The organism is Nocardioides sp. LMS-CY, assembly GCF_018732145.1.
Lineage (GTDB): Bacteria > Actinomycetota > Actinomycetes > Propionibacteriales > Nocardioidaceae > Nocardioides > Nocardioides soli.
Genome location: NZ_CP076104.1, coordinates 1 through 20,231, shown reverse-complemented (window position 1 = coordinate 20,231; position 20,231 = coordinate 1). Strand labels below are relative to the sequence as shown.

Below are 20,231 nucleotides of genomic sequence, written 5' to 3'. Positions count from 1 at the left end.
GACCGGTGGCCCCCGAATCGCGGGGGTGCTCGCCCGCGTCCTGGGAGGCCGTCATGCCCACGTTCCACGACCCGCTCGCCGATGCCGCCGAAGCATCCGAGGCGATGCGGGGTCTCGCCCACGCATCCCGCGTGTTCGATGACCCGGCCGACACCTACACCGTGTTCGGCGACCTGACCGCGACTATGCGATCGCTGCGGCAGGTACTCGACCAGCTCGCCGCCACCCACCTCGCCCACCGAGACCGCGCACACCACGACGACGGCGACCACCTCGCCGGGAACCGCTCGGCCCTCGCCTCCGCCGACGAGCTGCACCAGGCCGGCACCCTGCTCGACCAGGCCCACGACCACCTCAACGCGGCGTTCTCCCACTCCGGGCGGATCGCCTGGCAACCCGAGCCCGCGCAAGCCGGGCTCGACCATGACGGCCCCGTGCCCACGACGGTTACCGCTGGGACGCTGCGGCTGACGGTCTGGCCGGACACCCCGGTGGGTGAGCACCAGCGCTACGCCTACCGGATCACCGACACCACCACCGGGCAGGAGCTGGAGGGCCGGGACCTGTTCACCGGCGCCGGCCAGCCCGTCGATGTCGACCACGCGATCCGAGACCTCGCGACCTTCCTTGGCGCCGCCGGGGAGGCCCGCCAGTACGCCCTCGACCACCCCGACCACGAGCCCGAGCACGCGGGACTGTTCCCCGGATGGGTGGCCGAGGCCGCCCGCACCAACACCGACCCCCTCACCGAACTCACCGAGCTGGCCGAACCCACCGAGCAGACGGCACCAGCCGAGGCGTCCCGGCCCGAGCGGCAGTGGATCAGCGTGGTCTTCCTCCAGGGCGAGGAAGCCGACGAAGTGCTGGACCTGATCGCGCGGGACGGCACCGCCGCGGGCATCGAGCACCTGAAGGGCTGGGACTACGGGGAGGAGACCACCCAGGCCGCGCTGGAGAACGGCTACGTCTACGACGAGGTCCCGACCCGCGCGTTGGATCGGGTGGTCACCGGCGAGGACGGCTACACCCTCACCTACAACCCGTTCGCCGGACACGTCAGCCTCCTGCGCGAGCACCACGCCCCGCCAGCCGACGCCCTCAACGAAGACGCCTTGGTGCCGGCGCGCGAAGCGGTCGCCGGGATCGGCGCCCCCGCGTCCGAACCGGCGCCGAAGCATCAGGCAGCGTCCGAGCGGTCGCGCAGGGCGCCCGATCCATCCTGGTTCGAGCACCCCGGCGTCGCCACGGTCAAGCAGTCCCGAGGACTCTCGCTATGACTGGCAGCGAGCCGGAGCAGTTGCACACCTCCGTCCTGGTCGCCCCCGCGGCCGAGCGCCGCCGGCTGCGCAAGCAACGCCGACAGGCCGCCGCCCGCCTCCAAGCCGAACAGCGCCAGGTCGAGAAGCAAGCGGCGCGGGCGAAGGCCGACGCCGAGAAGGTCGAACGCCGCGCAACCACGTTCCTGCCGGCCGCCGGCGAACCCGGACCGGCCGCGCTCAGATCGCCCGGCCGGTTCCGGCTGCCACGCCACCAGGACACCTCCGCAACGCTGGCCGGGGCGTACCCGTTCGTCGCCGAAGGCGGACTCGGCTCCGATGGGGTGTTCGTCGGGCAAGACCTGTATTCCGGCGGCAGCTTCGTCTACGACCCCTGGGTCCTCTACGCCCGCGGGATCATCACCGCACCCAACATCGTCCTGGCCGGGATCGTCGGCTCCGGCAAGTCCAGCCTGGCGAAGTCGCTCTACACCCGCTCGTTGCCGTTCGGGCGCCGCGTCTACGTGCCCGGCGACCCGAAGGGCGAGCACACCGCGGTCGCCGAAGCAGTCGGCGGGCGGGCGATCATCTTGGGCCACGGACTGCACACAAGGCTGAACCCGCTCGATGAAGGCCACCGCCCCTCCGGCCTCTCGGATGAGCAATGGGCCGCCACGGTCGCCTCACGGCGTCGCGACCTGATCGGCGCCCTCGCCGAGACCGTGCTCGCGCGCGGCTTGACGCCGTTGGAGCACACCGCGATCGACCTCGCACTGACCGCCACCGTTGCCGAGAACACGGTGCCGATCCTGCCGATGGTCGTCGACCACATCCTCAGCCCGACCGATGTTCCGGACGGTCGCCTGGCGGAGGATGGCCGCCTCGTCGGCCACGCCCTGCGCCGCCTGGTGGCCGGGGACCTCGGCGGGCTCTTCGACGGCCCCTCGACCGTCGCGTTCGATCCGTCGCTGCCGATGATCAGCCTCGACCTGTCGCGGGTGACGGAGAACTCGACCCTCATCAGTGTCCTGATGACGTGCTCCAGCGCGTGGATGGAGTCCGCGCTGCTCGACCCGGCAGGCGGGCAACGGTGGGTGATCTACGACGAAGCCTGGCGCCTGATGTCCCACCCCGCCCTGCTCAGGCGCATGGACGCGCACTGGCGCCTGGCGCGGCATTACGGGATCGCGAACATGCTGATCTTCCACAAGCTCACCGACCTCGACAACGTCGGCGACCAGGGCTCCGCGATGCGCTCGCTCGCCAACTCCCTCCTGGCGAACGCGGAGACCCGCATCGTCTACCGGCAGGAGTCCGACCAGCTCGGCACCACCGCCGCCGCGCTCGGGCTGACCGGGACCGAGCAGAAGCTCCTCCCGACCCTGGGGGTCGGGCAGGGGCTGTGGAAGATCAAATCCAGGAGCTTCATCTCGCAGCACCAACTCCATCCGGTCGAGCTGGAACTGTTCCGGACTGACGCCCGCTACCTGGGCGGTCAGTCATGAGGGGCCGCAACCCGCTGCACCGCACCACGTCCCAGCAGCCCGACGAGACACCGGTGGTGCTGCCCCACGTCCTCATCACCGTCACCGAGAACGGCGCCCTGGACGTCACCGTGGATGGCGCCGCGTTCCCGCCACCTCCCGCGGGCTCGGAGTGGACACGCGGCACCTTCGGGCCGCTACTGGACGCGGTGACCAAGGACCGCACCATCGCCGTGCGGATCGAGGTCCGCGAGGTCGGCGGGACCGTGTTCACCGACCTCATCCGCGCCCGCAAACCCACCCCACCCCCACCGCCCGACGACGAAGACGCGGCCGCGCCGGGCACGCGGCGCGCACGCCGCGCCAAGCACACCAAGCAGCACGAGCCGCCGGTGCTGGTCGAGGTCACCGGGGACGGGTTCGTGCCCGGTGAGGACATCGCCGTCGCCGTCATCGTCTCCCACACCGACGCCACCGCCACCGGAGCGGCCCGAGCTCTCCTCGACCAACGCCAGCTCGACGCCTTGGCCGAGAGCCCGCACGAGGTGGTGCTGCACGGGCGCATCTCCGGCACCACCGTGATCAGGCGGGTGCCGTGAACAGCCCACAGGAGCGGCAGACCGGCTCCTTCGGGGACGAGCTGACCAACGCCGCCCTCATCGCCCTGGTCGGCATGTTCGGTGCCGCGCTCACCCTGCGCGCATCCGGCAGCGTGGCCGCGTTCCTCACCGGAACCACCCAACCCAACGCCGGGCCGGCGTCCGGGCTCGGGGTGCTGTTCAACCCCGGCGACCCGGCCGCCGCTCTCGACGCCGCCGGACTGAACCCCGTCGTCTACTGGATCGTCACCGCCGTCCTACTCACCGGTCTCTGCGTCGGTGGCGGGTGGATGTGGGTGCGGCTTCGCCGCCACACCCGCAAGACCGAGACCGACCCCCGCCGCCTCGCCGGCACCGCCACCGGCCACGAAGTCAGCCAGACCGCCTCCAGCAAGGCACTACTGCGCCGTGCCGGCACACTGCGCCCCTCCCTGGAGACGCCCGCACCGGCGGATGTGGGCTACCTGCTCGGCGCCAGCCACGGCAAACAGGTCTGGGCGAGCGTGGAGGACTCGATCCTGCTTCTCGGCCCGCCCCGCTCCGGCAAAGGGCTCCACGTGGTCATCAACGCCATCTTGGACGCACCCGGCGCGGTCGTCACCACCTCGACACGGCCGGACAACCTCACCGCCACCCTCCGCGCCCGACAGCGCGACGGACGGCCCGTGGGGGTGTTCGATCCCCAGCACCTCGCCGAAGGCGTCCCCGCCGGACTGCGCTGGTCCCCAGTGCGCGGCTGCGAAGACCCCCTGACGGCCATGATCCGCGCCACCGGCCTCGCCTCCGCCACCGACCTCTCCTCCGGCGGGGTCGAGTCCGGCGGGTTCTGGGAAGGCAAGACCCGCACCGCGCTCCAAGCCCTGCTGCACGCCGCCGCCCTCGACGGCCGGCCACCAGCCGAGCTGTTCCGGTGGACCCTCGACCCCTCCATCGCCGCCGAAGCCGTCGCCGTCCTCACCAACCACCCCCACGCCGCGGTGGGATGGGCCGACTCACTCGGGGCGATGATCGACTCCGACCCCAAGACCCGCGACTCCATCTGGCAAGGCGTCTCCCTCGCACTCTCCGCCCTCGCCGACCCCCGCGTCCTCGACGCCGTCACTCCACGCGACGGCGAACACTTCGACCCCGAAGCCTTCCTCACCCAGCGCGGCACCCTCTATTTGCTCGCCACGGGTGCTGGGGCCGGTGCGTCGTCCTCGTTGGTGGCGGCGTTCGTGGAAGACCTCGTCGAAGCCGCCCGCCGCCTCGCCGCCCGCTCGGCCGGCGCCCGCCTCGACCCACCCCTGCTGCTCGCGCTCGATGAGATCGGCAACCTCAGCCCGTTGCCGTCGCTGCCGACACTGATGGCCGAAGGCGGCGGCACCGGCATCACCTGCCTGCCCGTGCTCCAGTCCCTCGCCCAAGCACGGGAGAAGTGGGGCGACAACGCCGCCGGCGCCATCTGGGACGCCAGCATCGTCAAGATCATCCTCGGCGGCGCCTCCAACTCCCGGGACCTCCAAGACCTCTCCTCCCTGATCGGCGAACGCGACGAGTACACCGACTCGGTGACCCTCGGCGATCACGGCACCAGATCGAACCAACGCTCCATGCGGCGGGTGCCGATCCTGCCGCCCGACCGGATCAGGACCTTGCCCTTCGGCACCGGGGTCACCCTGCTGCGCTCCGCGCCACCGATCGTGACCGACCTGCGCGCCTGGCCCACCCGCCCCGACGCCGCCCAGCTCGGCACGGACCGCTCGGCCATCGAGGCCCTGCTGCGGCGCCCGACGGCCACCTGACGCAGGGAACGGTCGTGCACCTGCCTGACATGAGCGGCCCTGATCGGCGGGGTCGCGTACATGTCAGGAGGAGAGTCCGATGGCCATCCAGACTCAGCAGTCGTTCTCGGGGTTCGTCGCGTCCGACCCGCAGCTCACCCGAACCGAGAACGGTGATGCCCGGCTGTTCATGAAGGTCGGCAAGGAGCACTACCGGCAGGAGCAGGACGGGTCGTTCACGCAGTTGGAGACCACCTTCCACAACCTGGTCGCGTTCAAGGCCGCCGCTGAGCAGGGCCACGAACGCCTGCCGAAGGGCGACAAGATCATCGCCGAAGGCTATGTCCGCGAGTACAGCTACCAGCGCGACGGGCAGAACGTCGAGGGTGAGGAGTTCGTCGCCCGCCGGCTCGGCCACGACATGGCCCGCACCCGCTACGACGTCGACCGCACCCCCCGACGCACCGCGCCTGAGCGTGACGCGGCCGCATTCGCCGCGCCCGCGCGCGCCACCGCCCAGTCGGCTCCGGCCGTGAGCATGTGACCGGAAGCGCTGACGACGATGGATGAGTACACGCCCGAGCCTGACGAGCCCGACCACTTCGACCCGGATGATGAGCCCGATACCGCGGCGGACGATGTGGCCGAGCCGCCGCACCCGGTGAACTGGAATCTGCTGTCCGCCGACGATCTGGAAGTCGAGTGGTTGGCACTGAACGACTGGGTGGCGTGGCTGCGCCGCACTTACGGGCTGCCCGCCAGTGTGGTGCCGCCGTTCTGGCACCGCCACCCAGAACTCGTCTGGGAGCTGTCGGCCCTGCATCTGCACTGGCTGGGCGCCTACGACCCCGAGCAGGCCGGTTCTGCTCCGTTCGGCTGGCATCGGGACTTCGCCGACGCCCGGAGCCGGCTCCGCGAATGGGTCGCCGCCTCCGGCACCCGCCTGGACCGCGACCGACCCACCAGGCAGACCACGTGGCCCGGCGAAGACCCCGCATCCGCGGTCGAGGACGTCGTGATCGCCGACCGTGCGGAGGACTTCGTGCAGTTCGTGTTCGAGCAGGTCGAGGCCCGCCGCGAGGCCGAGGAGGCATTCTTCCGCTCCCTCGATGAGCAGACAGGAGAAGTTACGTGACCAGCCCGAACCGATCCGACAGGGACGAGCGGCTGCCAGAGAGGATGCGCGACTACCGCATCGCTGCCGAGCCGCGCCAGAGCCCCGACCTGCACAAGCTCGCCCACCTGTTCATCGCCATGGCCCGCGCCCGCGCCGAACAGGACCGCACCCACCCCACGCCAAACCGCACGCCGCCAGATTCCGGCACCTGTCGGAGTGCCGGGGTAGAATCGGAGCAGCAAGAAGCCAACGGCTGAACCCGCGCGGTTCGGTCGTGGTGCGCAGTCCTGTTTGGCCTTCGTGGCTTACCCGGCTCGCTCCCTCGGAGCCGCCGGGTCGTGTTTCCCCGTTACGAGTCGCACCGCACCAGCGGTCCCGCGGCCGCTCGTGCTGGCCCAACTCACTGGGGAAGGAAACACGACCCATGACCACCACGACCAATGCCCAGCAGCCACCCGCCGCCACCGCGCTCGACCGCATCGGCGAGACCACCACCCTCGCAGTCTCCTATCTTCGCGTCTCCACCAAGGAGCAGGCCTCTAAGGGCGGCCGGGACGAGGGCTTCTCGATCCCCGCGCAGCGCGAGGCGAACCTGCGCAAGGCCCGCGAGCTGAACGCGATCATCACCGAGGAGTTCGTCGACGCCGGCGAGTCTGCCCGCAAGGCCGACCGTCCCGAGCTGATGCGGATGATCGAGTACGTCAAGACCCACCAGGTCGCCTACTGCATCGTCCACAAGGTGGACCGGCTCGCCCGCAACCGCGCCGACGACGTGACCATCCACCTCGCCCTCAAAGAGGCCGGGGTCATGCTCGTTTCCGCGACCGAGAACATCGACGAGACCCCGTCGGGGATGCTGCTGCACGGCATCATGTCCACCATCGCGGAGTTCTACTCCCGCAACCTCGCCAGCGAGGTCTCCAAGGGCATGAACCAGAAGGCCCAAGGCGGCGGCACGAACGGCAAGGCCCCGATGGGCTACCTCAACGTCACCCGCCGTGACGAACTCGGCCGCGAGGTCCGCACCGTCGAACTCGACCCCGACCGGGCACCGCTGGTCAAGTGGGCGTTCGAGGCGTACGCCACCGGCAACCACTCCACCATCAGCCTGCGCGAGGAACTGATCGACCGTGGCCTGACCACCGTCCCGACCCCGAAGCGGCCGTCGAAGCCGCCGGTGCTGTCCACGATCCACAAGATGCTCACCAACCCCTACTACAAGGGCAGCGTCCGCTTCCGCGGCGCCAGCTACGACGGCCTGCACGAACCCCTCGTCGCCCCCGAGGTCTGGTACCGGGTCCAGGCAGTGCTCACCGCCCACCAGACCTCCGGAGAGAAGACCCAATCCCACGACCACTACCTCAAAGGCAGCCTCTACTGCGGGCAGTGCGGATCACGCTTGACGTTGACCAACGCCAAGAGCCGCCGCGGCGTGATCTATCCGTACTTCATGTGCACCGGGCGGCATGCCAAGCGCACCAACTGCGAACGCAAGTCCATGTTCGTGCCCGACATCGAAGCCGCCGTCGAGGACTACTACCGGCGCGTGCAGATACCCGAACACGTCCTACCTGCGCTCCGCGAGCTGGTCACCAGCGAGTTCGACCGGCTCCACCGGGTCGCCAAGCAGGAGAGCCAGGGGTACAAGGCCGAACGCGACGCGCTCTGCGGTGAACGCACCAAGCTCATGCAGGCCCACTACGCTGGCGCCGTCCCCCTCGACCTCCTCGCCGCGGAGCAAGAGCGCATCGCCCGTAGGCTCGCGTTCCTCGACGCACAGATCAACGCCGGCGACATCGAATACGAACAGGCCAAAGCCCACCTGGACGACTGCCTCGCCCTCGCAGGCGACATGCACGCCATCTACATGAACATCGACGACTCACTACGCCGGATCGCCAACCAAGCCTTCTTCGACAAGCTCATCGTCACCGACGACGACACCATCCACAGCGAACCCGGCGTGCCGTTCAACGTGTTCCTCAACCCGGACGTCCAGACCCTCGCCCTCCGCCACCAAGGACGGAAGGCGGAGTCTGGAACTCAAACCGGTGATGTCGTTGGTTTGAACAACGACCTTCTGGTGGAGCCTAGGGGACTCGAACCCCTAACCCCCTGCTTGCAAAGCAGGTGCGCTACCAATTGCGCCAAGGCCCCTGGTGGGCGGCCGGGGCCGCCCGGGCTCAGGACCGGGTGACGCTGTCGGTCGCCTCGGCCCACAGGGCCTGCTCGTGCTTGCCCTCGTCGAGCTTCTTCTTGACGACGACGGCCGCGCCGGCGATGAGCAGGAGCAGCAGGATCTTCTTCATGGTGACTCCTCAGGGCCTCGGGTGGCGTACCGCTGGTCGGGCCGGGTGGTGGGCCTAACAGGACTTGAACCTGTGACCTCTTCCTTATCAGGGAAGCGCTCTAACCGTCTGAGCTATAGGCCCGTGAACCGGGGGAAGATTACCCCACCCCCGGAGCGCCCGACAAAACGGGCGGACCGCGATGCGGTCGTGCGGGGGAGCGGTCAGCGCTGGTCCTCGGCGAGGGTCAGCTCGACGCCGCCGAGCAGGGCCGCCGCCATGTTGTAGAGGAACGCGCCGAGCGTGGCGATCGCGGTCAGCAGGATGACGTCGACCACGGCGACCAGCATCGTGAAGCCCATGACGCGGGACATGCCGACGTACTTCTCGACGTCCCAGCTGGAGGCGTCCTGGCCGCCCACGACGTCCTGCACCGTGCGGTTGATCGAGTCCCAGACACCGGCCGCCGAGAGCACCGACCAGATGATGAAGACCGAGACGATCGTCACCACGCCGAAGGCGATCGCGAGCAGGAACGCCGTCTTCATCACCGACCACGGGTCGATCCGGGTCAGCCGCAGCCGGGCGCGCCGGGGCGGGCGCGCGGCCGGGGAGGCCTTCGTGGCCGCGGCTTTGGAGGCCGGATTCGCGTTGGCGCGGTGCTCGTCGGAGGCCTTCCCGACCACCGCCGAGATCCGGGCACCGAGGCCGGGACGGTCCGCGCTCTTGCCCGACGGTGCGCCGGAACTCGGGCGGTCGGCGGGTGGGCGGGTGGCGGTGCGCTCGGCGGAACGGTCGGTCATCAGGCCTCACTCTCCCCGTCGGTGTCGGCCTCGGGTGCGTCGACGGCGTCGGACGCCGTCTCCTCAACAGTTCCCTCGATTGTTGCACCCACGCCCGCATCGGACGATTCCGTGAGATCGGCACCGGCCTCGGGCGCGGACTCGTCGTCGGTCTCCTCGTCCTCCCGCGACTCCACCGAGCGGGCGACGACAGCCACCGAGTCGCCGTTCTTGGGCCCGACGAACTTCACGCCCATCGTGGAGCGGCCGGTCGGCCGGAAGTCGGCGTTGATGGGGCTGCGCACCACCTGGCCGTTCTGGGTGATCGAGAGGATCTCGTCGCCCTCCTCGACGATGAACGCGCCGACCAGGTGGCCGCGGTCCTCGTTCTGGAGCGCCATCGCCTTGATGCCGATGCCGCCGCGGTTGGTGGTGCGGTACTCCGAGATCCGGGTCCGCTTGGCGAAGCCGCCGTCGGTGATCGTGAAGACGTACTGCTCCTTCACGTCCGGAAGGTCGCCGGCCTCGGTGGACTCGCCGTCCGCCGCGGCCTTGGCCTCCGCGGCCTCCTCGGCGGCGACCTGCTCGGCGCGGATCACCGACATGGACAGCACGGAGTCGCCGTCGCGGAACTTCATCCCCGTGACGCCGGAGGTCGCGCGGCCCATCGGGCGCAGCTGGCCGTCGTCCGCACCGAACCGGATCGCCTGCCCCTTGCGGGAGACCAGGAGGATGTCGTCGTCGGCGTTGACGAGCTCGGCGCCGATCAGCTCGTCGTCGTCCTCACGGAAGTTGATCGCGATGACACCGGCCTGGCGCGGGCTGTTGTAGTCGCCCAGGCGGGTCTTCTTCACCAGTCCGTTGCGCGTCGCGAGCACGAGGTACGGCGCCTGCTCGTAGTCGCGGATCGCCAGCACCTGCGCGATGTTCTCGTCCGGCTGGAAGCTGAGCAGCCCGGCGACGTGGCCACCCTTCGCGTCTCGCGACGCCTCGGGCAGGTTGTAGGCCTTGGTGCGGTAGACCCGGCCCGCGGTCGTGAAGAACAGCAGCCAGTGGTGGTTGGTCGTGGCGATGAAGTGCTCGACGACATCGTCGCCGCGCAGGGTCGCCCCGCGAACCCCCTTGCCGCCGCGCTTCTGGAGCCGGTACTGCTGGCGCTGGGTGCGCTTGGCGTAGCCGCCACGGGTGATGGAGACGACCAGCTCCTCGTCGGGGATCAGATCCTCCATCGAGAGGTCGCCGTCGGCCGCGATGATCTGGGTACGGCGGTCGTCGCCGTACTTCTCCACGATCTCGTCGAGCTCCGCGGTGACGATGGCACGCTGCCGCGTCACGTTGGCGAGGATGTCGCGGTAGTCGGCGATGGTCAACTCGATCTCGGCGAGCTCGTCGATCGTCTTCTGGCGCTGCAGGGCGGCCAGCGCGCGCAGCTGCATGTCGAGGATCGCGGTCGCCTGGACCTCGTCGATGTCGAGCAGCTCCATCAGGCCCGCCCGCGCCTCGGCGACGTCGGGGGAGCGGCGGATCAGCGCGATCACCTCGTCGAGGGCGTCGAGCGCCTTGACCAACGCACGCAGGATGTGGGCCCGCTCCTCGGCGCGACGCAGGCGGTACTCCGTACGCCGGCGGATGACCTCGATCTGGTGCTCGACCCAGTTGGAGATGAACTGGTCGACGGTGAGCGTGCGCGGCACACCGTCGACGAGCGCCAGCATGTTGGCGCTGAAGTTGGTCTGCAGCTCGGTGTGCTTGAGCAGGTTGTTGAGCACCACGCGGGCGACCGCGTCGCGCTTGAGCACCACGACGAGGCGCTGCCCGGTGCGGGAGGAAGTGTCGTCGCGGACGTCGGCGATGCCCTGCACCTTGCCGGAGTCGGCGAGCTCGGCGATCTTCAGCGCCAGGTTGTCGGGGTTGACCATGTAGGGCAGCTCGGTGATCACCAGGCAAGTGCGGCCCCTGGCGTCCTCGTCGACCTCGATCACCGCGCGCTGGGTGATCGAGCCGCGCCCGGTGCGGTAGGTCTGCTCGATGCCCTCGCGTCCGACGATCAGCGCGGCGTTGGGGAAGTCCGGCCCCTTGATCCGCTCGATCAGCGCGTCCTGCAGCTCCTCGCGGGTGGCGTCGGGGTGCTCGAGGCACCACTTCGCGCCCTCGGCGACCTCGCGCAGGTTGTGCGGCGGGATGTTCGTGGCCATGCCGACCGCGATGCCGGCCGAGCCGTTGACCAGCAGGTTCGGGAACCGGGCCGGCAGGATCACCGGCTCCTGCGACCGACCGTCGTAGTTGGGCTGGAAGTCGACGGTGTCCTGCTCGATGTCGCGGACCATCTCCATGGCCAGCGGCGCCATCCGGCACTCGGTGTACCGCATCGCCGCGGCCGGGTCGTTGCCCGGCGAGCCGAAGTTGCCCTGTCCGTGGATCAGCGGCGCCCGCATCACCCACGGCTGCGCGAGCCGGACCAGGGTGTCGTAGATCGCGGTGTCACCGTGCGGGTGGTACTGACCCATCACGTCGCCGACGACGCGGGAGCACTTGGAGAAGCCGCGGTCGGGCCGGTACCCGCCGTCGTACATCGCGTAGAGCACCCGGCGGTGCACCGGCTTGAGACCGTCGCGTACGTCGGGCAGCGCACGACCGACGATGACCGCCATCGCGTAGTCGATGTAGGCCCGCTGCATGGAGGTCTGCAGCTCGATGGGCTCGATCCGCCCGCCGCCGCCCCCGCCGCCCAGGTTGTCGGTCTGCTCAGTCACGTTCTCTGGCTCTCTCTCGTCGCTTCTACCGGAATCTAGGACTGTCTCTAGACAGCTAGATATCCAGGAATCGGACGTCCTTGGCGTTGCGCTGGATGAACGAGCGCCGCTGCTCGACGTCCTCGCCCATCAGGATCGAGAAGATCTCGTCCGCGTGGGCCGCGTCGTCGAGGGTGACCTGCAGCATCAGCCGCTGGTCGGGGTCCATCGTGGTCTCCCACAGCTCGTCGGCGTTCATCTCGCCGAGACCCTTGTAGCGCTGGACCGGGTTGTCCTTCGGCAGCTTCTTGCCGGCCTCCTGCCCGGCGCGCAGCATCGCGTCGCGCTCGGCGTCGGAGTAGACGAACTCGTGCTCGGCCGGCTTGTTCCAGCGCAGCCGGTAGAGCGGGGGCTGGGCCATGTAGACGTAGCCGCCCTCGATCAGCGGCTTCATGAATCGGAACAGCAGCGTCAGCAGCAGCGTGTTGATGTGGTGGCCGTCGACGTCGGCATCGGCCATCAGCACCACCTTGTGGTAGCGCAGCTTGTCGATGTCGAACTCTTCGTGGATGCCGGTGCCGAGCGCGGAGATGATCGCCTGCACCTCCTGGTTGCCCAGGACCTTGTCGATGCGGGCCTTCTCGACGTTCAGGATCTTGCCGCGGATCGGCAGGATCGCCTGGACCCGCGGGTCGCGGCCGGACTTGGCCGAGCCGCCCGCGGAGTCGCCCTCGACGATGAAGACCTCGCACTCGGCGGGGTTGGTCGACTGGCAGTCGGCGAGCTTGCCGGGCAGGCTCCCGCTGCCGAGCAGGCCCTTGCGGTTGCGGGCCAGGTCGCGCGCCTTGCGCGCGGCGATGCGTGCGGTCGCCGCCGCCTGGGCCCGCCGGATGATGTCCTTGCCCTCGCCGGGGTTCTGCTCCAGCCAGGCACCGAGCTGGTCGTTGACGACGCGCTGCACGAAGCCCTTGGCCTCGGTGTTGCCGAGCTTGGTCTTGGTCTGCCCCTCGAACTGCGGCTCGCCGAGCTTGATCGAGATGATCGCGGTCAGGCCCTCCCGGATGTCGTCACCCGAGACCCGGTCCTCCTGCTTCTTCATCAGGCCCCACTCGAAGCCCCAGTTGTTGACCAGCGAGGTGAGCGCCGCGCGGAAGCCCTCCTCATGGGTGCCGCCCTCGTGGGTGTTGATGGTGTTCGCGAAGGTGTGCACCGACTCGGTGTACGACGTGTTCCACTGCATCGCGATCTCGAGGCTCATGTGGTTCTCGACGGTGTCGGGGGTCTCCGCCTCGAACGAGATGATCGACGGGTTCGCCGCCTGCTTCTTGCGGTTGATGTACTCGACGTAGTCGACCAGGCCGCGGTCGTAGCGGAAGATCTGCTCGATCCCGCCGGTCTCGGCGCGCTTGATGCTGTCGGCGCGCTGCTGGTCGACGTCGGCGGCGACGGTGTCGTCCTCGACGGCGTCCGCGATCTCGTCGGCCTGCGGCCGCTCGTCGCGCACGACGATCTCGAGGCCCTTGTTGAGGAAGGCGTACTCGCGGATCCGCGCGGTGATCGTCTCCAGGGAGTACGTCGTGGTCTCGAAGATGTCGGGCGAGGCCCAGAAAGTGATCGTGGTGCCGGTGCGCTCGCCGTCCGCCATCGGCCGGACCTGTTCGAGGTCACCGTCGGGCACACCGACCGTGAAGGTCTGCCGCCACAGGTGGTCGCGGTTCTTGACCTCGGCGACCAGCCTGGTGGAGAGCGCGTTGACGACCGAGACGCCGACGCCGTGCAGGCCGCCGGACACCTTGTAGCCACCGCCGCCGAACTTGCCGCCGGCGTGCAGCACGGTCAGCGCCAGGGTCAGCGCCGGCAGGTCCTGCCCCGGCGCGGTCCCGGTCGGGATGCCGCGGCCGTTGTCCTCGACCCGGATGCCACCGTCGGCGAGCAGGGTGACGACGATCCGGTCGCAGTAGCCCGCGAGCGCCTCGTCGACCGCGTTGTCGACGATCTCCCAGATCAGGTGGTGGAGGCCGCGCTCCCCGGTCGAGCCGATGTACATGCCGGGACGCTTGCGGACCGCCTCGAGGCCTTCGAGGACCTGGATCGCGGAAGCGTCGTAGTCGGTGTCGACCCGGTGCGCCGGGCCTGCGGTCTCGTCGGGCTCGGCGGGGTGGACGTCGCTCACGCGTACCTCTTCTGACGGCGGTCTTCACACAACGACGGCCGCGTCAGCGATAGCTCGGCGGCCACCGTCCATAATAGCCCTCCGAACGCCTCCAACCACGTGTCGCCCTGCCGACGGGGGTGGCCTGTGGAGGAAAACCGGCGCTGAGCGGCTCGTGAGCGCCGTTCGGACGGCCGCACAGGGGGTCAGACAGGGCCCCATACATCGGAGGCCCGTCCAGATCGTCTGCGCGAGCCCCGTGACATCACCCGTACGTGTCGCGCGGCCCCCGCCCGTCGCGGACCGACCGGGGGCCCTTCTTCCAGGTCGGCAGGTGCGGGCCGAGCACCTCGATCAGGGTGACCGTCCCGTGACCGAGCTCCTCGTTGAGCCGGCGCACGATCGTCGGCGCGAGCAGCCGCAGCTGGGTCGCCCAGGCGGTGGAGTCCGTGCGCACGACCAGTCGCCCGTCGGCGAACGTCTCCGGGGTGCAGTGCTGGGCGACCTCGTCGCCGACCAGCTCGGACCAGCGACCGAAGACGCCCTGGATCCGCAGGTCGAGGTCCCAGCCATGGTCGGCGACCAGACGTCCCAGGGTCGCGTCGAGCAACTGGGGGTCGCGGTCGTCCGGGTGCGATCCGGTGACCCGGCCAGCGGTCGGGCGGCCACCCGCGCGCCGCGGCCGCCGGGCGGCCGGCGTGGACTTCGACGTCGCTCGGGTCAGCGCCCGGGCCAGGTCGAGTCCGTCGGGGTCGTGCTCGGGGGGCTCGACCGGCGGCTGCGGGTCAGTGGGCGGCTCACTGCTCACGGACCACCTCGCCCCCGGCGACGACGTACCGGGTGCCGGCGAGCACCTCGGGCACGTCGGCGCCCACAGCCGCCGTGACCAGGACCTGCTCGGCGGTCGACACCAGCTCGGCGAGCTGGGCGCGGCGCTCGGTGTCGAGCTCGGCGAAGACGTCGTCGAGCACGAGGATGGGGTCGTCGCCGTCGGCGCGGAGCAGGTCGTACGACGCCAGGCGCAGCGCGAGCGCGAACGACCAGGACTCGCCGTGGGAGGCGTAGCCCTTCACCGGCAGCCGGACCCCGTCGGGGCCAGGCCCGTGCCCGAGGCTGAGCAGCAGCTCGTCGCGGTGCGGCCCGACCAGCGAGATCCCGCGATCGAGCTCGTCGTTGCGGCGGCGCTCGACCTCGGCGAGCAGCGCCTCGGTGAGATCGTCGCGGCTGGTCCGGCCCTCGAGGTCGAACGACGGGCGGTACTCGATGTCCGCGTCGTCGCGGCTCGCGCCCCGGGCCACCGTCTCGTAGGACTTGCCGACGTAGGGCCGCAGCGCGTCGACGAGCGCGAGTCGCTCGGCGAGCAGCTCGGCGCCGGTGCGGGCGAGGTGCGCGTCCCAGACACCCAGCGTCGAGAGCGCGCCCTCCTGGGCCGACGATCCGCGGCGGGCGGCGCCCGCGGTCTTGAGCAGCGAGTTTCGCTGTCGGAGCACCCGGTCGTAGTCGGAGCGGACCCCGGCGAGCCGGGGCGCGCGCAGCACCAAGAGGTCGTCGAGGAACCGCCGTCGGTCGGACGGGTCGCCCTTGACGAGGGTGAGGTCCTCGGGTGAGAAGACGACGGTGCGGACCAATCCGACCAGCTCGCGGGCCCGGGGGAGCGGCGACCGGTTGACGCGGGCCCGGTTGGACCGGCCCGGGTTGATCTCCACCTCGAGCACCGCGGTCCGGCCGTCGCGCACGACCGAGGCGCGCACCACGGCCTGGTCGGCGCCGGCGCGCACGAGCGGCGCGTCGCCCGAGACCCGGTGCGACGCGAGCCGGGAGAGGTAGTCGATGGCCTCGACGAGGTTGGTCTTGCCCTGCCCGTTGCGGCCGATGAACGCCGTGGCCCCGGGCCCGAGCTCGACCTCGGCGGTCGCATAGGACCGGAAGTCGTGGAGAGACAGGTGCGCGACGTACACGACGGCCCGGCTCAGCCGGGGTTGGCGTCGCCGCCGACCGGAGGCTCGGTGCGTACGGCGTGGCCGCCGAACTGGTTGCGCATTGCGGCGATCGCCTTCATCGCCGGGCTGTCCTCCTGGCGGGAGGTGAAGCGCGCGAAGAGCGAGGCGGCGATGACGTTCATCGGCACGGCGTGCTCGATCGCGGCCTCGACGGTCCAGCGGCCCTCGCCGGAGTCCTCGGCGTAGCCGGCGATCTTGTCGAGATGGGCGTCCTCATCGATCGCTGCGACCAGGAGGTCGAGCAGCCACGAGCGGATGACGGTGCCCGAGCGCCAGGAGTCGAAGACCTCGCCGACGTTGTCGACCAGGTCGACCTTCTCGAGCAGCTCCCAGCCCTCGGCGTAGCTCTGCATCATGGCGTACTCGATGCCGTTGTGGACCATCTTCGCGAAGTGGCCTGCGCCGGGCTTCTTGCCGGCGTGGACGAAGCCGCCCTCGGCGGGCTTGAGCGCGTCGAAGGCCGGCTGCACCTTGGCGACGTCCGCGTCGGAACCGCCACACATCAGGGCGTAGCCGTTCTGCAGACCCCAGACGCCACCGGAGACGCCGCAGTCGACGAAGCCGATGCCCTTGGTCGCGAGCAGCTCGGCGTTGGCCTGGTCGTCGGTCCACTTGGAGTTGCCGCCGTCGACGACGAGGTCGCCCTCACCGAGCAGCTCACCCAGCTCGCGGACCGTGTCGCGGGTCGGGTCGCCGGCCGGCACCATCACCCACACGACCTTGGGGGAGGGCAGGCGCTCGACCATGGCGGCGAGGCTGTCGACGTCGGCCACGTCCGGGTTCCGGTCGTAGCCGATCACCGTGTGCCCTGCGTTGCGCAGACGGGTGCGCATGTTGCCGCCCATCTTGCCGAGACCGACGAGTCCAAGGTGCATGTCACGACACTAGCCGGGCGCGACGGAGGAGCGCACGGCGTGTGGCGGGAGGTTGAGCAAGCCCGCGGCCGAGCTGGCGAGGCCGCAACGGCGCGCCGAAACCCGCGAACCGCTCCGGGCGCGACGGAGGTGCGCACGGCTGAGGTGGGTGGGCTACGAGAGCAGGCGGCGCGGCATCAGCAGGTAGCGGAAGGCGGTGTCGGGCTCGCCCTCGGTGGACCCGCTGATCACCACCGGCTTGGAGGACTGGGTGAAGGCGAGCTGCACGACCTGCTGGTCGATGACGTTGAGCCCGTCGAGCAGGAACTGGGGGTTGAAGCCCGTGGTGATGTCGTCGCCCTGGATGCTCGCCTCGATCGACTCCGAGGCCTGGGCCTCGTCGCCGGATCCGGCGTCGAGGGTGAGCACGCCGTCGCTGAACGCGAGCTGGACGGCGGTGTTGCGCTCGGCGACGAGCGAGACGCGGCGTACGGACTCCACGAGCGCGGTCTTGTCGACGAGCGCGGTGGTGAGGTGCTCGCTCGGGAAGAGGCTGCGCACCTTCGGGAACTCGCCGTCGAGCAGGCGGGTCGTCGTACGTCGGCGGCCGCCGGACGCCTCGCCCTCGAAGCCGATGATGCCCTCACCGGTGCCGGTGGCGGCCAGCGCGATCGTGACCTCGCCGCCCGCGGTGAGCGACTTCGCGGTGTCGCCCAGCACCCGAGCGGGAACGAGCGCCGCCGCGGAGGCGTCGGGCGTGCCGGGGTTCCAGTCGAGCTCGCGGAGGGCGAGCCGGAACCGGTCGGTCGCGAGCAGCGAGATCGTCGAGCCGTCGATCTCGAGGCGAACGCCGGTGAGCACCGGAAGCATGTCGTCACGGCCGGCCGCGGTCACCGCCTGGGCGACCGCGTGGGCGAAGGCCTCGCTGTCGACGGTGCCCGTCGCCGCGGGCATGTCGGGCAGCGCCGGGTAGTCCTCGACCGGCATGGTCTGCAGGCTGAAGCGCGCCGAACCACACGTGAGCGAGACGCGGGCCCCGTCGAGCACCACGTCGACCGGCTTGGCCGGCAGACTGCGGCAGATGTCCGCGAGGAGCCGGCCGCTGACCAGCGCGCGACCCTCGTCGCTGACCTGGGCGCCGAGCGTGGCGCGGGCGGAGGTCTCGTAGTCGAACGTCGAGAGCACCAGCCCGGCGTCGTTCGCCTCGATGAGCAGGCCGGCGAGGACCGGGACGCTGGGACGGACCGGGAGGCTGCGGGCAGCCCAGGCGACGGCATCGGCGAGCACGTCGCGCTCGACGCGGAACTTCACGATGTGTCCTTCGGGTCGGTCGGCACGGACGGGTGGGATGCGAATCCTGCCATGCGGTGTCCAGGCGCGGGAGGTTCGGTGTGGTTTGGACGGGGCTCGTGAGGCCGTCGTGGGGAGTCGGTGAGACACCCGATCCGGTGGGTTGTCCCCAGGGAGGGGCGCGGATCGAAGTTCACGAGCGATCGATCTGTCTAGAGGTAGGTCGGAGTCATAGGTTCGGTGGAATCTGTGGACAACCCACGTTCCTGCAGGTCAGGCCCGGGACTCGGGACTCACAGGGGTTGTGGAACGACATCTGGACGAGTCGGCGCCGCTGTGAGGTTCCGGTGGCCGGTGAGCGGGCCACCGCGACTCGTCCACAGGCTGTCCCGGCGCGCGAGCGCTTGGCGCACAGGTCCTCCACAGGCCGGGGATCGGCGACGGCCCGGCCCGGGATCAGGCGTGCCGGGCCTGCATCTTCACGCGGTTCGTGAGCTCGGAGACCTGGTTGAAGACCGCGCGGCGCTCGGCGAGCAACTGGTTGATCTTCCGGTCGGCGTACATGACCGTGGTGTGGTCGCGGTTGCCGAACTGGGCGCCGATCTTGGGCAGCGAGAGGTCGGTCAGCTCGCGGCAGAGGTACATGGCGATCTGCCGCGCCATCACGAGGTGGCGGCCGCGGCTCGGGCCGGTGAGTTCCTCGATCGAGAGGCCGAAGTACGCCGCGGTCTGGGCGATGATCAGCGCCGCGGTGATCTCCGGCTCGCCACCCTCGGGGATCAGGTCCTTCAGGACGATCTCGGCCAGGGTCATGTCGACCTCCTGGCGGTTCAGGTTGGCGAACGCGGTGACCCGGATCAGCGCGCCCTCGAGCTCGCGGATGTTGGTCTGGATCTTCGAGGCGATGAACTCGAGGACGTCCGGCGGCGCCGTGAGCCGGTCCATGGCGGCCTTCTTGCGCAGGATCGCGATGCGGGTCTCGAGGTCCGGAGGCTGGACGTCGGTGATCAGGCCCCACTCGAAGCGGTTGCGGAGCCGGTCCTCGAGCGCCTCGAGCCGCTTCGGCGGCCGGTCGGAGGTGAGCACGATCTGCTTGTTGGCGTTGTGGAGAGTGTTGAAGGTGTGGAAGAACTCCTCCTGGGTCTGGGTCTTGCCCTCCAGGAACTGGATGTCGTCGATCAGCAGCACGTCGACGTCGCGGTAGCGCCGCTTGAAACGGTCCTGCCGGTCGTCGCGGATCGCGTTGATGAACTCGTTGGTGAACTCCTCGCTCGACACGTAGCGCACCCGGGCGGCGGTGTAGAGCGAGCGGACGTAGTGGCCGATGGCGTGCAGCAGGTGGGTCTTGCCTAGGCCGGAGTCGCCGTAGACGAGCAGCGGGTTGTACGCCTTGCCGGGCGCCTCGGCGACCGCGACCGCAGCGGCGTGGGGGAACCGGTTGGACGACCCGATCACGAAGGTCTCGAAGGTGTACTTCGGGTTGAGCCGGGTCTCGAGCGCGGTGGGCCGGGGCGCGGGGTCGACCGGCTCGATCGGCGCCGGCGGGATCGGGGCCGCCGAGGCGACGTCGCTAGGTCGACTTGTCGACAAGTGGCTTTGTTGCTGGATCGGGGCGGCCTCCGCGGTCGCCGGGTCGCCACCGTCGCTCTCGAGGGCGGGGTTCACCGTGACGGCGAGCCGGATCTCGCGGCCGAAGCGCTCGCTGAGGGCGTCCTCGAGCTGGGCGCGCAGGCGCCCCTCGAGTTGGTTGCGCGTGAAGTCGTTGGGCACGGCGACGATGGCCGTGCTCTCGTGCAGGGTCACCGGCTCACTGGCCTTGAGCCAGGCGCGCTGGTTGGGCTGGAGGTCGTCGACGACGCCGCGCCAGGCGACGTCGAGGTCCGAGGTCTGCTGCTCCACCGTTCCCGCTTTCTG

17 protein-coding genes, 2 tRNA genes and 1 pseudogene are annotated in these 20,231 nt (G+C 70.1%); 8 read left to right on the top strand and 12 right to left on the bottom strand.

Features of this window, described 5'->3' with window-relative positions; translation table 11 throughout:
• Positions 1-53: 53 nt before the first annotated feature.
• The 8 genes and pseudogenes from KM427_RS00100 to KM427_RS25790 form a co-directional block, all read left to right on the top strand.
• On the top strand, positions 54-1,277 hold the full coding sequence (locus KM427_RS00100; protein WP_215525790.1) for a hypothetical protein: 1,224 nt from the start codon (positions 54-56) through the stop codon (positions 1,275-1,277).
• Positions 1,274-2,761 carry a putative type IV secretion/conjugal transfer ATPase gene (locus KM427_RS00095; protein WP_215525789.1) on the top strand — a complete coding sequence of 496 codons (1,488 nt, stop codon included), beginning with the start codon at positions 1,274-1,276 and terminating at the stop codon, positions 2,759-2,761. Before KM427_RS00100 ends, KM427_RS00095 begins: the two co-directional genes overlap by 4 nt.
• Positions 2,758-3,339, top strand: coding sequence for a hypothetical protein (locus KM427_RS00090; RefSeq protein WP_215525788.1), 582 nt, complete (start codon positions 2,758-2,760; stop codon positions 3,337-3,339). Before KM427_RS00095 ends, KM427_RS00090 begins: the two co-directional genes overlap by 4 nt.
• The gene (locus KM427_RS00085) at positions 3,336-5,123 is read left to right on the top strand and encodes a type IV secretory system conjugative DNA transfer family protein (RefSeq protein WP_252274896.1); all 1,788 of its coding nucleotides are present in this window, start codon (positions 3,336-3,338) and stop codon (positions 5,121-5,123) included. The genes KM427_RS00090 and KM427_RS00085 overlap by 4 nt, the downstream gene beginning before the upstream one ends.
• Positions 5,124-5,202: 79 nt before the next feature.
• Complete coding sequence (locus KM427_RS00080; protein ID WP_215525787.1) at positions 5,203-5,646, top strand: single-stranded DNA-binding protein; 444 nt, start codon at positions 5,203-5,205, stop codon at positions 5,644-5,646.
• An 18-nt stretch (positions 5,647-5,664) separates the two neighbouring features.
• Positions 5,665-6,237, top strand: a complete 573-nt coding sequence (locus KM427_RS00075) for a DUF4913 domain-containing protein (protein ID WP_215525786.1) — start codon at positions 5,665-5,667, stop codon at positions 6,235-6,237.
• On the top strand, positions 6,234-6,476 hold the full coding sequence (locus KM427_RS25385) for a hypothetical protein (RefSeq protein ID WP_252274894.1): 243 nt from the start codon (positions 6,234-6,236) through the stop codon (positions 6,474-6,476). The genes KM427_RS00075 and KM427_RS25385 overlap by 4 nt, the downstream gene beginning before the upstream one ends.
• Positions 6,477-6,643: 167 nt before the next feature.
• Positions 6,644-7,702 (top strand): annotated as a pseudogene (locus KM427_RS25790) (recombinase family protein); the annotation flags it as partial.
• Positions 7,703-7,786: 84 nt separating this feature from the next.
• On the opposite strand, the gene KM427_RS00060 reads toward KM427_RS25790, so the two are convergent.
• The 12 genes from KM427_RS00060 to dnaA all read right to left on the bottom strand — a co-directional run bounded on the left by KM427_RS00060 (position 7,787) and on the right by dnaA (position 20,216).
• Positions 7,787-8,077, bottom strand: coding sequence for a hypothetical protein (locus KM427_RS00060; protein ID WP_215525785.1), 291 nt, complete (start codon positions 8,075-8,077; stop codon positions 7,787-7,789).
• A gap of 223 nt (positions 8,078-8,300) precedes the next feature.
• Positions 8,301-8,376 (bottom strand) — tRNA-Ala (locus KM427_RS00055).
• Between the two features lie 26 nt (positions 8,377-8,402).
• Entirely contained in the window at positions 8,403-8,528 is a 126-nt protein-coding gene (locus KM427_RS00050; RefSeq protein WP_215525784.1) for a DLW-39 family protein, read from the bottom strand.
• Positions 8,529-8,574: 46 nt separating this feature from the next.
• Positions 8,575-8,651 (bottom strand) — tRNA-Ile (locus tag KM427_RS00045).
• An 80-nt stretch (positions 8,652-8,731) separates the two neighbouring features.
• Positions 8,732-9,310, bottom strand: coding sequence for a DUF3566 domain-containing protein (locus KM427_RS00040; protein ID WP_183595496.1), 579 nt, complete (start codon positions 9,308-9,310; stop codon positions 8,732-8,734).
• On the bottom strand, positions 9,310-11,967 hold the full coding sequence (gene gyrA / locus KM427_RS00035) for a DNA gyrase subunit A (protein ID WP_252275458.1): 2,658 nt from the start codon (positions 11,965-11,967) through the stop codon (positions 9,310-9,312). The genes KM427_RS00040 and gyrA overlap by 1 nt, the downstream gene beginning before the upstream one ends.
• A gap of 130 nt (positions 11,968-12,097) precedes the next feature.
• Positions 12,098-14,194 (bottom strand): DNA topoisomerase (ATP-hydrolyzing) subunit B, encoded by a 2,097-nt coding sequence (gyrB, locus tag KM427_RS00030; RefSeq protein WP_183595495.1) that lies wholly within the window; start codon positions 14,192-14,194, stop codon positions 12,098-12,100.
• Positions 14,195-14,438: 244 nt separating this feature from the next.
• A complete protein-coding gene (locus tag KM427_RS00025; protein WP_183595494.1) occupies positions 14,439-14,981 on the bottom strand; it encodes a DciA family protein in 543 nt (180 codons plus the stop codon).
• A complete protein-coding gene (recF, locus tag KM427_RS00020) occupies positions 14,971-16,131 on the bottom strand; it encodes a DNA replication/repair protein RecF (RefSeq protein WP_215525783.1) in 1,161 nt (386 codons plus the stop codon). The genes KM427_RS00025 and recF overlap by 11 nt, the downstream gene beginning before the upstream one ends.
• 11 nt (positions 16,132-16,142) lie before the next feature.
• On the bottom strand, positions 16,143-17,048 hold the full coding sequence (gene gnd / locus KM427_RS00015; protein ID WP_215525782.1) for a phosphogluconate dehydrogenase (NAD(+)-dependent, decarboxylating): 906 nt from the start codon (positions 17,046-17,048) through the stop codon (positions 16,143-16,145).
• A 153-nt stretch (positions 17,049-17,201) separates the two neighbouring features.
• Complete coding sequence (dnaN, locus tag KM427_RS00010; protein ID WP_215525781.1) at positions 17,202-18,338, bottom strand: DNA polymerase III subunit beta; 1,137 nt, start codon at positions 18,336-18,338, stop codon at positions 17,202-17,204.
• Between the two features lie 435 nt (positions 18,339-18,773).
• Positions 18,774-20,216 (bottom strand): chromosomal replication initiator protein DnaA, encoded by a 1,443-nt coding sequence (gene dnaA, locus KM427_RS00005; RefSeq protein WP_215525780.1) that lies wholly within the window; start codon positions 20,214-20,216, stop codon positions 18,774-18,776.
• Positions 20,217-20,231 lie beyond the last annotated feature (15 nt).

Bases quoted from the DNA above. Each gene is read 5' to 3' on its own strand.
- gnd (WP_215525782.1), bottom strand. From the start codon at position 17,048: ATGCACCTTGGACTCGTCGGTCTCGGCAAGATGGGCGGCAACATGCGC.
- KM427_RS00040 (WP_183595496.1), bottom strand. From the start codon at position 9,310: ATGACCGACCGTTCCGCCGAGCGCACCGCCACCCGCCCACCCGCCGAC.
- KM427_RS00075 (WP_215525786.1), top strand. From the start codon at position 5,665: ATGGATGAGTACACGCCCGAGCCTGACGAGCCCGACCACTTCGACCCG.
- KM427_RS00090 (WP_215525788.1), top strand. From the start codon at position 2,758: ATGAGGGGCCGCAACCCGCTGCACCGCACCACGTCCCAGCAGCCCGAC.
- gyrA (WP_252275458.1), bottom strand. From the start codon at position 11,967: ATGCAGCGGGCCTACATCGACTACGCGATGGCGGTCATCGTCGGTCGT.
- KM427_RS00050 (WP_215525784.1), bottom strand. From the start codon at position 8,528: ATGAAGAAGATCCTGCTGCTCCTGCTCATCGCCGGCGCGGCCGTCGTC.
- KM427_RS00080 (WP_215525787.1), top strand. From the start codon at position 5,203: ATGGCCATCCAGACTCAGCAGTCGTTCTCGGGGTTCGTCGCGTCCGAC.
- KM427_RS00100 (WP_215525790.1), top strand. From the start codon at position 54: ATGCCCACGTTCCACGACCCGCTCGCCGATGCCGCCGAAGCATCCGAG.
- KM427_RS00095 (WP_215525789.1), top strand. From the start codon at position 1,274: ATGACTGGCAGCGAGCCGGAGCAGTTGCACACCTCCGTCCTGGTCGCC.